1 protein-coding gene is annotated in these 14,822 nt (G+C 48.9%); it reads right to left on the reverse strand.

What is annotated here, in order from left to right:
• Positions 1 to 295 precede the first annotated feature (295 nt).
• Positions 296 to 14,128, reverse strand: coding sequence for a LamG-like jellyroll fold domain-containing protein (locus H6G89_RS04720; protein ID WP_190504113.1), 13,833 nt, complete (start codon positions 14,126 to 14,128; stop codon positions 296 to 298).
• Positions 14,129 to 14,822: the final 694 nt, after the last annotated feature.

Consider the following 14,822-nt stretch of genomic DNA (forward strand, 5'->3'; position numbering starts at 1 on the left):
CAACGCAAGGTCTTACTCAACAAGGTCAAAGAATATTGGGTCAAAGGTGTCCTCGAAACGTCTTTATACCGAATTTAATGTTTGATTGTGGCAGATCACTGGGTAGGGGCGTTTCGCAAAACGCCCTTACGGAATCCTGTGCAGCGAAGCCAATTCAAATTGGTATTAAAAATGGCCTTAAATCAACATGCTTTGCAGAGATCTTCTTACGCACACATACTGGGGCATAGAGGTGTAAGTTTTTTCCCAGTCAAGGTTCCATCCCCGCACCCTGCCCTGATCGAGGTGACCGCGACTACATGATCAGGTACGCTTTGTGGTTTTGCATGACTTCTTCTGTTGTCAACGCACGTTTATAGATCGCGACCAAGTGGAATGTTCCACGACCAGGCCAATTACCTGAAGGATCACGGGCTAACGCCATTGCATAGGTGTCATCCCAGTTTGTGAATGTATTTCCCCAGCCATTTCTAGGCGTTGCAAATTTCTCTTCTTTCTTGAGAACCCCATCAACATACAGGCGACCTGTTCCGTTACCATCCCATGTGTAAACCACATGGTTGAGCTTAAACCCCGTTGTGCCTTCGGTCGTAATGTGAGGTTGAATCGTGCCAGCTTGGGTTTGCAATCCCTCTTCATCGTTGGTTTCACGAGATGGCGTTCGGATTCGAGTGTGGTAGAAATTGGCCTGAGCAATTTTCCATTGCCCCTGTTGCAGGATAAAGTTCCGATTTCTGTGGGCAGCGGAAGCGGGTGCTGAGATCGATAGGAGACGGATGGGGGTATCTTTCAAATAAATTGGGCGATCGCTTGCAGGTCGATACCATACCTCCACTGTGATTTGATTACTGGCTTTAACGGCTTGAATAAGCTTGGTAGCGGCTCCTTTCGTCGAAATGGATGCAGCCGCTGTGACCGGATTAGTTGGCAAAACGGATAGTCCGCCCGTGCTTAACCATTCAACCTTGGTGCGATCGCCCTCTGCGATAAACAGATTCATGGGTTCTCCCACCTCCGATCGATCTTGAATTTCCAGACCGTCCCCCTCCTCGAAGGTATAGAGTGCAATCAGGTCATTTGTGACACGGAAATTGACATTTAGGGTGACATCATCGTGGGCGATCGCTGCCCCATCATTGGCAGTTAGCCGCAATACATAGGTGCCCACTTTAGAGAAAGTAGCCTGGGTAATCAGGGCATTGGGTTGGCTAAACGTGACCGTACCGGGACCACTGACCACACTCCACTCTGTTGTCACTACTCCGGGTGAGGGCAACTGGTCATCCGTAACCGTTCCAGAAAGGGTAACCGTTCTTCGATTGACTTTTTGATCCAGTCCAGCATTGACGACTGGAGGTTGGTTGGCAATCACGGTGACGTCATCATAGCTGGCGATCGCTCCATCAGTAGCTATTAACCGCAGCGTATAAATACCGCTTTCGGAGAAGCTGGCAGTTGTCTCTAAGGTCTGCGTTCCAAAAGTGACAGTTCCCGGACCACTGACCTTTGACCAGATAACAGTAATTGCACCGGGGGGGGTTGGCAGGCCATCATCCTGGACTGTACCGTTGAGTTTGGCAGTGTCGGGTAAATTGACCAGCAGATCAGTCCCAGCGTTGACCATAGGAACGGCATTGGCGACCACGACCACTTGGGCCGAGGTGCTCAAAAATCCATTGCTGACAGTGAATTCAAAAGTATACTCACCACTGCCAGGGAAGGTCGCCGTGGAGGTGAGGGAATTGGCATCTTCAAGGGTGACAATGCCTGCGCCGCTGGTCTGTCTCCAGTTCACTGTGATGGAGCCTTGCTGAGGGTCGCCTCGTCCCTCCTCTAAAACTCGTCCCGTAAGGGTTACTGAGTTTGGGAGATTGATTAACGGTGGAGCACTGACTTCAATCACAGGAGGTTTGTTGATGAGGATGGTTAACTCATCAGAGGCAGTAGCGGCCCCATCATTACCTGTGAGTCGCAGCACATAAACGCCAATATCGGGGAAGATGACGAAGGTTTCGGGCGATCGCGCATCCCCAAAGCGCACGGGTAAGTGAGTTGGACTGACTTGTGTCCATTCCACCGTTGTTTCCTGCGGCAGCAGGTCGTCTCGCACATTGCCCTGAAGATAAAGGATATCTAACAGGTTTCCTACCCGGTCAGAACCTGCCGCTACCACCGGAGCTTCATTCGCTAATACCGTTACGGTGGCTGTGGTCGATGCAAAGCCGTTGCTGACAGTCAGGTGAAAGGTGTACCGTCCCCCCTGGGTAAAGGTGACACTCGCAGTCGGCATCGTGGGGTCAGTTGTTGTATCGCGGAGTAGGGCTGATTCTGATCCCTGGCTTGGCTCCCAGTGATACGTTAAATCACCCATCGCAGCATCACCTCGACCGTCGTCGATGACCTCTCCTGTTAGCACAGCTTCAGCAGGCAGAGTGACGAGAGGCTGTTGAGCCTTGAGCTGAATGAGCGGTGCCGTGTGAACTACGATGTCGAGTTCGTCTCGACTTGTAGCGTGACCATCCGTGGCGGTTAAGGCGATCCGATACCACCCTTTTGCCGAGAAGATGGCTTCGGTGTAGTTAGCATTCGACTGGGCAAACTGTACCTGCCCATCCTCACCGCCAATGTGGCTCCACTGCAACGTCACTTCTCCAGGAGGATTGGGCAGCCCATCATCTTGCACAACGGCATGGAGCACAGCGGTTTGGGGTAGGGTAATGATGCGATCGCCCCCTACCTCAACAACAGGAGCCTCGTTAGCAACCACAACAACTTGAACTGCGGTACTCAAAAACCCGTTGCTGACGGTGAGTTCAAAGATGTGCTCTCCACTGCTGGTCAAAGTAACGGTAGAGGTCAGGGAGTCAGCAGATTCGATCGTGGATACGGTAGGACCACCAATCTGTCGCCAGTTCACTGTGATAGAGCCTTGCTGTAAGTCACCTCGTCCTTCTTCTAACACTCGGCCTGTGAGCGTTACTGAGTCTGGAAGGTTGATCAAAGGTGGAGCACTGGCTTCAATCACAGGGGGTTTGTTAACCAGGATGGTCAGCTCATCAGAAGCAGTGGCAGCCCCATCATCACCTGTCAACCGCAGAACGTAGATGCCGATATCGGGGAAGGTGACAGACGTTGTGAGCGATCGCGCATCCCCAAAACGCACAGGTAAGTGGGCTGGGTTAACTTGAGTCCACTCCACGGTGGTTTCCTGGGGCAACAGGTCATCCCGTACGTCGCCTTCAAGATAGGTGGTATCGAATAAATTGACCATCCGATCAAGCCCAACAGTCACGACTGGCGCTACGTTTGCCAGCACTGGTACGGTGGCTGTGGTCGATGCAAAGCCGTTATCGACGGTCAGGCGGAAACTGTACCGTCCTCCCTGAGTAAAGTGGACAGTCGCCCTTGGTATTCCCAAATCGGGTGTGATTTGAGCGATCGCCGGGCCTGTCATCTGCTCCCAGCGATAGGTTAGTGCACCCAGTGCAGGATCGCCTAAACCATCGTCTATGACCTGTCCATCTAAGATTGCATCAGTCGGTAGAGTAACTATCTTTGGTGCTGTCAGTTCAATAATGGGGGCAGTGTTCACCACCACAGATAACTCATCGCTGCCTGTGGCATTGCCATCATTGGCGGTAAATCGGATGCGATAGCGTCCTTTGGCAGAGAACGTGGCTGCCGTGTAGTCAGAATCAGACGGGGTAAAGATTACCTGCTCTGTATTCTCAGGGTCGCTCACGCTCCACTGCAACGTCACTCTGCCAGGATCGCTGGGCAATCCATCATCGCTGACAATGGCATCCAACATAATGGTTTGAGGCAAGTTCACAATGCGATCGCCCCCTATGACATCTAACTCGGTCGTTTGAGATAAGGTAATGATGCGATCGCTGCCTGCCCTCACCACAGGGGCGGCATTCGCTTGCACGGTAAACCGCTGACTTGCGGTGAGATAGCCGTTTGTAGCTGTCACCTCAATTTCATAGACACCGCTTTTCTCAAACGTGAGATTGGAATTAGCTGGGAAATGGCTGAGGTTGACTCCGTTTGCGGGTCCTTGCAGTTGTCTAGCGTGATACCAGAATTCATTCGCACTAGCACTAAAAACATTGCCAGTGTTTAATGTCACTTGCACCAGAGTTGGTTTTAGCAGAGGGATGACTTGTGGAGCAAGGATATGCAACGTGGGGAGTGCATCGACCTTAAATGTGAGGGGTTGAGACGTTTCAACAGAGCCATTACTCACTACCCAGCGCACCGTATAAGACCCTGCTGCGGCAAATTGGAGGGTCGTGGTTGCTGCCTGCGGAGTGACAATCGTGAGGTCGCTATTGGAAGAATCTGCTTGCCACCGAGCACTGATGCTCTCTTGAGTGGAATCTCCTAGACCAGAATGATGGACTTGACCCGTGACTTGCACGACATCGGAGAGTTTCAACGGGGGAATTGCAGTGTAAGGTACATCCTCGCCATTGATCAGCACCCCGATTACAAATTTGGGTGCCTCATTGACTACTACTCGCAGTTTATCGCTGGCTAACTGAGATTGCTCATTTGCTGACTGGCGACGTTTGGCGGTCAGCTTGAACTCATAGATGCCACAGGTTTTGAAACTGACAGCCGTAGCAAGTTGGGTAGGGGTACTTAAGGTAACTTTGCTCGGGCCACTTAACTGTTTCCACTCTGTATTGATGGTTCCTGCTGAAAATTGCTCGTGCCTGACTCTTGCTGACAGGATAATGGTTGCCTCTGACTGATTCTTCTCCAGGTTGACGACGCGATCGCTTCCCACGTCCACAACGGGCAACACCAGAGGGCTTCCACCTAAATCATAGTGATCGGCGACCTCTTGGGGTGAGAGGGCACGATTATAAAGGGCTACTAGATTAAAGGTTCCCAGCCATTCACGCGGGTGGGAGTCGTTAGGATTGTTGACTTCATTGCCCAATGCCAACAGAAAGGTTTCCTGCCAGTTAGCGAAGGTACCACTGATGAGACGTTGACTAACAGGTCTACCGTTGAGATAGAGCCACGTCTGACCCGATGCATCGCGAGTACAGACCAAATGCACTTCTGAATTGCTGGAGGATGCAGAACTCGCCAACACCTGCGTACTGGCATTGTCATTTGTGTCAGTCGTACGCAGGCAAAATTGATAGGTGTTGCCAGTCTGCCCCACGGTAAAGTTGCGATCGCTGGCACCATTTGAAAGTGTCACAATCCGCGTCAAGCCAGATGGTGGGGAACTAGGGGGCTGAATCCAGGCTTCTACAGTAATTTCGTTCGTGTCCTGGAAAGCTTTTACCAAGGGTTGGGTGGGAGTCGTTGCAGTAATCAGGTTGGAGGCAGTTAAACTTAGCCTTCCAGGGCTCCATCTGCTAGCGGTGGGGGCTTGAATCGTAAGATTGAGTGCCGGTTCAGTGCCTGAAACATCTTGCACCAGGGTGCCACTGCCTTCATTAAACAGATAGAGGGCTAGCAGATTGCGGGGCGATCGCATCCCTACGATCATGACCACCGTCTCACTCGCTTCAAAGGAACCGTTGTTAACGGTCAATCGCAGTTCATAGCGGCCTCGCTCACTAAACGTGACTCCTGTTGTCAACGCTTGCAGATTATCAAAAGTTACAACACCCGGACCATCCTCCTGCGACCATTCAATGTTCAATTCACTAGAGCTTGGATCACCCAAACCATCATCTAAAACCTTGCCAGATAGGGTTGCCTTCTCGCCAAAGCGCAGGGTTTGATCTACCCCAGCCGCAATAATGGGAGATTGGTTGACGGTCACTACAACCTCGTCTTCCCCCGTAAGATAGCCGTCACTCGCAGTCAGAGTAAAGCGGTACAACCCTTTCTGAGCAAACTGGACGGTTGATACCAGCGCGTGAGGATTTGTCAGGATTAAGTCTGATTCTGGTGTGACTCCTCCTGTGAGACTTAAATTTGATTTTGGGGTTGATCTTGCTGTGAGGCTCCAGGTAACAAACAGGTCTTCGGAGGAATGGCGATCATCCCGGATAACCCCCATGAGGGTAGCATTTTCACCCACTTTAGCAGTAAGGTCAGAACCCGCATCAACGAATGGAGCGGCGTTGTTCCCCCGTTCTGGCAGTTCAACCACAATTCCAGCCGTATCCGATAAGCCCGTATCGTCCACCACACCGTAATAGAGGGTAAGCCATTGCAAGATCTCTTGGGTGTGAGGCTGGAGTTCGGGTAGGTATTGAGCGATCTGCCTCCGCACCTCTGCCGCAAACTCCACAAAATTATTCGTCTTGTTGCGAATAAACGGATCGAGAGTTTTCACCAGTTCATAGTTGCTCTCCAGTTCCAGAGACTTCATCGTCTTTTCGAGTGGAGCTGCGTGATCAAACTCTGGCAATACTCGACTGACGTAGGTAACACGATGCATGATGCGCCAACAAGCAGGCTTTTCAACGTCTTGCTCGGCTTGCAGCAACGCTTTTGCATTCGGGTCGTTACTCTGTCGTAGCCACCGCTGATCGACGACCTGATTGAAAAATAAGTCGTGATGTTCTGAGCGCGGCTCCAAATAGAAAGACATAAACCGATAGGCATCTACTTTGCCTGCTTTCTTTTTGGGTTTACCATTCTCCATGACAACATTGCGGTCTTCGGTGCGTTCATAAATCGTGCCTTCAACCTTGTCGAGAGAAACATTTAGGCTAAAGCCATTTTGGGATTCCAACCCCTTCATCGCTGTCAGGTTGAAATGCCCCCCAAACATGGCTTGCGCTTCAAAACTGATACCAAACCGAAATTTCCAAATTGCGATTTCTGCTTGTAACGACCCAGCAACACCCGCCATACCCAAGAAGTTGTACGATCCGCCTGTTGCTTCTTGTCTGACATCTAGGGTTTCCTGAGTTTCCGCAAACAAGCCACCGTCTGCTGTCCAGACGTAGGTATTCACTAAGTTGCGCTTGCCGACCCGGGGCAATTGATCCTTCAGCTTTTTATTGGCACCCATTCGGGTTACTGCATCATCTTTTGTGCCAATTTCTCCAGCGTTGTACTGGTCATAGTAAGCCTGTAGTTCCTCCTCTTCTCGTTTAATGCGTTTTTTCAGAGCATAGGCTTCAATGGGTTTGAAGTAACTGCTATCTGAGCTATAGGCAAAGGCATTGGGATAGTCCTGATCTGGCTCATTCCCCACTTTGCCATCCAGGGTTCCCTGCTTGGTGTAGAAGGGATTGATGGGAAAGGTAATGATATTCCAGTCTTTTGGAATGTCAGGATTGGGACGTATCTGATAACTCACTAATGCCTGGTTGTGTTCTAACCGTAGAGCAAAGATATCAGCAGTTTCAGACTCTACTAGAGCCATGCCCATGTTTTCAGGGACAAAGCGACGACCAATAGCGTATTGAATTCCATCACCTTGTTCACCTGGATTTTCAAAGTAACCCCGCAACTGCATCTGACTCGTTTGCTGAGTACTGATACTACTTTCAACACTTGCCTCATCCAGCCACGATTGACTTATTTCATGACTATATCGAATGCCAAGGGACCCGGATAAATCCATCGATTCCCGTAAGTTAACGACTTGAGCACCTAACAGGTTATAAATTTCCCCATTAAATTCTTGGGGAGCACCAAATAAGATATCTAAAGCCACATCAACTGTGTTATCGAAGCCTCGGTCTCGGTTGAGGGAGTAGGTGTAGGTTTTCTCGCTCGCCTCCACCAGTTCTACGGTAGAAGCATCGGTGTAATCGTCTACCTCACCGACGTTATACCCCGTGTCTGTCAGATTTTCGCTGGGCACGGGGGGTGCCCCTTCGATAAAGCCTTTGATCTGCGGATCAAACTGGACTTGCCCCAGCCATTGCGTCACCAAATTACCAACTTTGAATCCGGTAATTAAATACCATTGCCGCTGATACACAAAGCTGTAGAAACGTTTTAAGACGCCAAACATGTTGCCATCGGTGTCATATTGCAGGTCTCCGTATTCCGTTACGGCTGGAGCACTTTGAATCAAACCGTGGAACATCGTTCGGAACCCAGCCAGGGCATTGCGAGCCAGGGGAATATCGTCCCCTATGGGAGCCGTGGAATAAACGTAAGATGCTTTTGGTACGGTCAAATCATTTTCTCGGAAGGAGTGATCTCGGAGGGTTCCTCGTCCATTGGCATCGACGGTTTCGGCATCAAAGGTGTAGTGGGCAATGAGTTGTCCGCGATCGCCCAACACCCGCTGAAACAGATTATCGAGAATTTGCTCTGGAGTACGAGCCACCTGCCAGACTCGGACTTCCTCTAACTCCCCCTGGAAGTATTGCGTTAGAGCCGTTGGATTGCTGGCTCCAATTGTGAACTGATTTTCGCTTGGAGCCAACGCTGCGATGTTAGGGGCGGGTTCCACTTCAACTGCAAGCCCGTTCAGATACAGGGCTATGGTTGAACCCTGGGGATTGGGGTTTTTGATCCATGTCACGCCATCTGTGAGTTGGGCATGGTTATTTCCTTTGGAATCCGTGACCACAAAGCCTTCGTAATCCTCAAATCGCCACCAACCCACCAATCCTTTTTCGCGACCGTCTGGGGTTTTCTCAATTTGCTCTAACGTCCGGGCAACATTCCAAATCCGAACTTCAGCGATCGCCCCTTGAAAGAAGCTATTTTGCCTATCTCCCGTCGTCAAACACCCCATCGTCAGAGGTTGATTGCTACTGCCAATGCCTTCTCCCGCAAGATAACCTCCGGGTCGGTTGCCAGTTGAAGGATACCGATGTTCCGCATCCTTCTGGTTGTTAACATAAACCTGAATGACATCCCACTGGTTGAGCGATTGAGCTGAACTGGTTTGTGATGATTGATTATTTCCATTCACTCGTTTACGAGTGATTGCAATGTGATAAAACTTACTCGCAACAAGTGCCGTAGAAGATAAGAACTTGACGTGTTCTATCTTGACCGTTTCAGTGTTTTCGCGAACAAAGGCTTCATAGGAAAATTCTAATCTTCCGTCAGTCCGAATTGTGAGCGCGTACGGAACAGCCTGATCCGTGCTGTCAGTCAGCTTTCCTTTGCACAGCAGGCCGTACTGATTCCCCAATTGATCGATCTGCAAAAACACCTCTAACGTCAGATCAGTGGTGATATTCAGCATTGCACTGCTGTCCTTGCAATTTAGGTAGCCACTCCACCCATCAAATTGCACCGCAAAAGATTGATTGAAAACAGCAGCAATATGCCCCCAGTTACGTGCTGGCAGGGTCGTTTTTGTCTGAACCCATTGGCGATCGATACCAAAATAGACCGCGTAGCTGGGCAAAACGGACGAAAAAATGTTGGTCGGCAGCAGGGGTTTATGAAGTCGCTGATACCGAGACAGATCAATCAAAACCCGGTCTTCACACGTGAGGTAAAGTTCTAAACCTGCCTCGTTGCCATTTAAGCGGAGAAACATATTCGCTCGGATGGTATCCAGCGATCGCGCCCCTCGCCAAATTCGCACATGATCAATAACTCCTGAGAAAAGCTGTGGGTAGTTTGAAAAATGGGGAATCACTCCCGCCGCCAGTCTGTCGTAGGCAGGAGTATTTAGCCGTGGACCTAGACCAGTAAATTGTGTTTTGGGAATATTACTGCTGTCTGTTCCAACAGCAAGTTGGCTATAGAGTTGACCACTGACATAACTTCGGTAGGTTCTGCCATCAAAGGTAACGGCTAAATGATGCCAACGATTGATTGATAGCCCTGGACGTTTATCTTTAGGCTCCAAAGTTGCCGTTGTCGTCCCTGGAGTTGTTTCGAGAATGAGTTCTGCCACTGCCGTCTCTTCATTCCATTGCAAAGCAGCAACAAAACTATTTGTCAGTCTCTCCATCGGGGTTTGGATACCGTGAAAGAGGATATTTAAGGTTGTAATAGATTGCCTTCCAGGCTGAATATAGAACCAGCATTCCAGCGTAAATGCACCGTCTAGAACAATGGGCAAAAAGCTAGAGGCATCGGCGGCACGAAAGGCAGACATCCCGCTCCTCTTTTGCAAACCAAACTGGTAACTCGTTGAGTCTAGTCTCGATGAGAGAATGGCTGCCGTTTCTCCAATTCGATTCGGTCTCACCCACGCTTCTACTGTCAGATCACGTTCAACCCTAAAGTTTTTGAGTTGGTCTGACTTGGCTAAAGCGTGGGTAGATTTGCCATCAAAGGTTAATGTGCTGCCGGGGGCAGCAGCAACCCACTGACAAGCCAGGGTCGCTGCATTGCTACGAGTTGCATTGGCGATCGCCTGTGTGTTCCCCGCTTCGGCTACAACCGCCACCAGCATCGACCCATTTTCTAAATCACTGGGTGTGATGGTTGTGGCGGCATAGGCAGCGTAGTCATACTCCAAAATAAAGATCGGTAACTCTTCATCTGACAGAGTCAAGCTGGTGCTTTCTACCGCAAAGGAAACGATTGCCGCTTTACCAGTTTGAGGGATTGTTAGTGTGACATCCTGCTTGACTAACAGTGGTGTGTTTCCAATCCTCAAAAACGAGCCAGCCCGTAATAGTCGCTGCTGAACTCCTGACGGGTTACTTTGACTACTACTAGAGCTTGGTGACAACCAGGAAGCTGATGCCGACGACATCGTCCAATCACTTAACTCCTTCAGGATGAGGGATTGAAGAATGCCATCTTGAATCACTAATCGTCCTGCTCCTAGCAATTCTCGCTTGATAGCTTGACCATTCAAAACCCTGGCGAGTGTTTGTGGATTACGAGGCACTCGCTGCCAGGTTTCCACCAGGGCTTGCTCTGTCTTTGCATCTTCAGATTGAGAAGATGAATTGGGGGATTGTGGTAAATCTAAGGTAATGGTGATAGTACAGGTGGTTGGATCGTCGCCGCTAATGGCAATTTTCAAATCATCAAATTCTGGCTCTAACGAGCGGGAATAAAACGTGATGCTAGGCTGATCTAAACTCGGAAAAGCATAGCTCGCCCGCTGGGTCAACGTGCGGTAATAGGCAACAAAAAACTGATCATCCAACCCTTGAAAGTACAACGCCAACTTGCCCATCGCACTGTCAAACAAGACTGGAGCACTCTTTGTCCAGGTAAATCCAAGAATTGCCCCTGCCACTGTTAACCCCATTGGGTCAACATGGATCAATGGCATCGGTACAACCAGACCCCCCTCTTTAAGACCATCTTTTTTGGTCGCAAGATCTGCTTTTAGTTTGTCTAGCTGTGTTTGTGGGGAGTTGATAGCATCAAGATTTGCCCTTAGGCTTGCTAATTCCCTTGTTTGGGCTGCTAAAAATTGTTTTTTCTTCTTTAGGTATTCGAGTTCTGCCTTAATTCGATAGGCTGCATACTCTTCTGTTTCTTGTAAAAGAATAGATGAGACTTTATCATTCCAACTGTGTAGAGGTTCCCAGATGCTGACTTGATATTTGTGACTGGTAAGGTCTGGAATATCAGTAAAGATCCCAGGAAACTCTCTACCATTATGGCCTGGATCCTGATATAGCTTGATCTCAAAGACGTTAGCTGTGATGTCTTGCCCGTCTCTTGTCTTGCCAATCACTTTAAGTGAATTGCTAGTTTTCAAGGAGGTGATTTTGTCATCGAAGCCATGCGCTTTTAGAATCTCATAGGGGATATCCTTGTAGCTAAGAAATTGCTCTGGATATACAAGTGAGTTTTCAAAATCATCGCCCAGGTCTTTGTAGGGGGTAGTGGGACGGATACCAAACTCACGGTAGCCTGACCCTGTATATTCTGCGTGCTCATAGAAGCGTACATCGGCTCTCTCTAAAGGTCTGTATCGGTCAACATACTCATTTCCAGCTTGCTGCATGTTGACCCACTTAAGTTGGAGGGCTTCAAGCTTTGCTGTTAATGCTGGATCGCTAATTGAGGGAATAAGGGGAGTTGGGTCATGGATCAGCCCACTGTCCCTAACCAAAAATTTGGGCAGGGCATCAGCATATTCAATTGCCTGTGTATAGTTTTGCCTTTCTTTTTCTAAGTTGACGATCTCTTGTTGCGTAGATTGAATTAGCTCTTCCAACGTCTGGATAACTTCCAGTTGTGTGTTGATATCCTCTTGAGAATTTGCTGTCTTCGACTCAGTGCGTTGTAATGACAGCACATCTGGAGCCAGAGCCAAGCGTCCTGTTGCGGCTACACCAAAGTCAAGGGTTGCAATCTCCGGTTTACCCGTAGCTGTCGCCTCTGTGGATTGGGTCGCAAATGCCAGCATTAATCGAGCACTTTGCTTGAAGGGCATGTGAGGGTCAGCACCCGCCTCACTCCCCGCTGGGTTAAGTGTCCCGGATTTAGCGGCATCTAACTGCTGGTAATACAACAAGGCACTAAGACCGGAGGTAATCGATCGCCCCTCTACACGAAACCGATTACGGCTAATTCCTGGAGCTTCGCCGATTGGCGCATCTGACGTGATCCACTTAGCATTTGCCACTGTGCCATTGCAGCCATTGTCCGTCTGGTCATAGATACGGGTTCCCCTCGCTTCATCAAAACGCCAGTAGGCGATTAATCCGGGTTCCTGTCCTGTCAGGCGTTGATGGCGATTCTCGCGGATAAATTCTGGGGTTAATGCCCGATCCCAAAAACGAATTTCATCTACCTTGCCCTGAAAGGCATTATTTTCCGCCCCAATAAAGCCAATTGCTGTATTGACCGATCGCTTGTCATTGAGATCTGCGCTCTTGTACCGCAATCGTCCGTTGATATAGATGCGGCAGGAGGAGCCAACCCTACTCCCGTCAAAGGCGATCGCCACATGGTTCCACTCTCCTGGTTGGAGCAATCCAGGGGTGACAAATTCAAACCAGCCAGTGCCATCTCCTAAGCCAATTTTTAACCGAGTGCCCCGCTCAACCCACACCGAGAAGGGAGTATCCTTGTCGGGCGTAGCTTTAGTCGTGATGAATCCCTGGCTGGTGTTGGAGGCTAGTGGTTGAATCCAGGTTTCAAGCGTAAATTTTGCAGAGGGTTTTAGTTTTGGCTCTAGCATAATGCGTGAGTTGTTTGCCTCAAAGCCAAGGCAAGACTCAGCACAGCCGCTCTTCTGGGCGATCGCTACCAACGGTTTGTTACAGTTGCGAGAGTCATCACTCAGACTGGGTAGCGTGCATTTTCCATAGATCAGAGAGTACACCTCTGGATGGTCTTCACAGGTATAAATGGGCGATCCCTGCGTGTTGAATAAGCCATCCTTAGAGCGTTCCACATTGTACGCATCGATCTGTTGGGTCAGACTATTGTGAGCAAAAATCTGCCAGCGTTGCAGTCCGGCGACCTGCGTCGGCAATAACGTAACGGCAAACTGCCCTTCTGTGAGATTTCGGATGAACCGCAATTCCTGGGTTGGTTCATAAAACCAGTTATCCTCTAAGTCTTTTGTACCCAGGCTGTCTTTGCGACTCTGAGGACGACTCTTGCTACGGCTGCGTTGAAACCGCACCTCCAACTTGGACATCAAGGTTGTGCCCGATAGGATGAAGCGATCGACTAATAAAGTTGAGTTGACTAGAGGAACATTCTGTCCACTTGCATCTTTGACAATAGAGCCAGAGCGATCGCGCTTCCACACCCGATCTGGATGACTACTATCAATCGATTGACGAAATACATACACATACTGGTTATCCGACAACACCTGAAACGGTGCATCAGCCGTCAATCGCGCTGTCGTCGAGAGAAATGGGTCTCTTTTTTCCTTTAAAACCCGCTGACCAGACTGGGGTTCTGTTTTGCTGTCTTTTAGGATGACAGGCATTGCAGTTTGATCGGCAATGCCAAACCCCACCTCGGCAATTTCGTTAGAAAACTCTAAAATTTTAGGCTTCCCAGACTTATCGATCGCCCAAAAGTCTTTATCCAATCTCTTTTTGGGCTTAGGATCTTTATCCAACGTGCTTTGGGGATCAAGATATTCATTCAACGCCCTTTCGGAATCAGGATCTTCCAAATTCAACACGGCATAACATATCTGCCGATCTTGATCCATCGCAAAAGCAATCACCACACCCTTATGACGCACTGTGGCGGTGTGCTTGTAAGTTGTGCCTTGTGCTCCGAAGCTTTGAACGAAGTTATTGTAAATGACCTGATTTGCGATCGCCATCTTGCATCCCTCTAGTTAAACAATTCCTGGCGTGAATTGAAGACAACTGAGACTGTCAATTGTCTTTGTAGAATCTCAATTTTCAAACTCTATGAATACTCCATCGAGCATCAACCCCCACTGGACAATCACCCCAGTGATTGGCTTTGCAGGAAGGTATAAATTTGTACTTAGGATGAGTATGAACTTACGACAACTCATTCGTTGAGATAAGAATTTTTATACATTCCTAAGATTTTTAAGACCCAGCTTTGGAATATTTTGTGTACAGGTTTTATTATGTTTGGAGATTTTAGAGCATTTATTTGATGCAAATAGAATATTTATTTTTTATTTACGCTGGGTTAATTTTCTCAATTCCTTTTGCTAAGGAATGTGGATAAAAGAAGCCGTAGCTCGTCTAGCATTCGTCATATGACAATGCAACAAAATGACAATGCAACAAAATGACAATGCAACAAAAAAAGTGGGGCTCCGCAAAAGTGATGCCTCCACTCGTGTCGTTGATAACGATTTAAAGCCCATTTCCAGGACACGCAATATCTGGTCGAGTACGCTCCAAGATTACCCGTTTAAGTAAATCTAGAGTAAGTAGTTCCTCCTTTGGAAGATGATTAAACTTTAATTCGTAGTCCTTATGCCAGGAATTTAGCGTGGTGGGAGTTTTTTTAGACACGCTCCCAGTGATGAGCTT

The sequence above is a fragment of the Oscillatoria sp. FACHB-1407 genome (assembly GCF_014697545.1).
Classification (GTDB): Bacteria; Cyanobacteriota; Cyanobacteriia; order Elainellales; family Elainellaceae; genus FACHB-1407.

Bases quoted from the DNA above. Each gene is read 5' to 3' on its own strand.
- H6G89_RS04720 (WP_190504113.1), bottom strand. From the start codon at position 14,128: ATGGCGATCGCAAATCAGGTCATTTACAATAACTTCGTTCAAAGCTTC.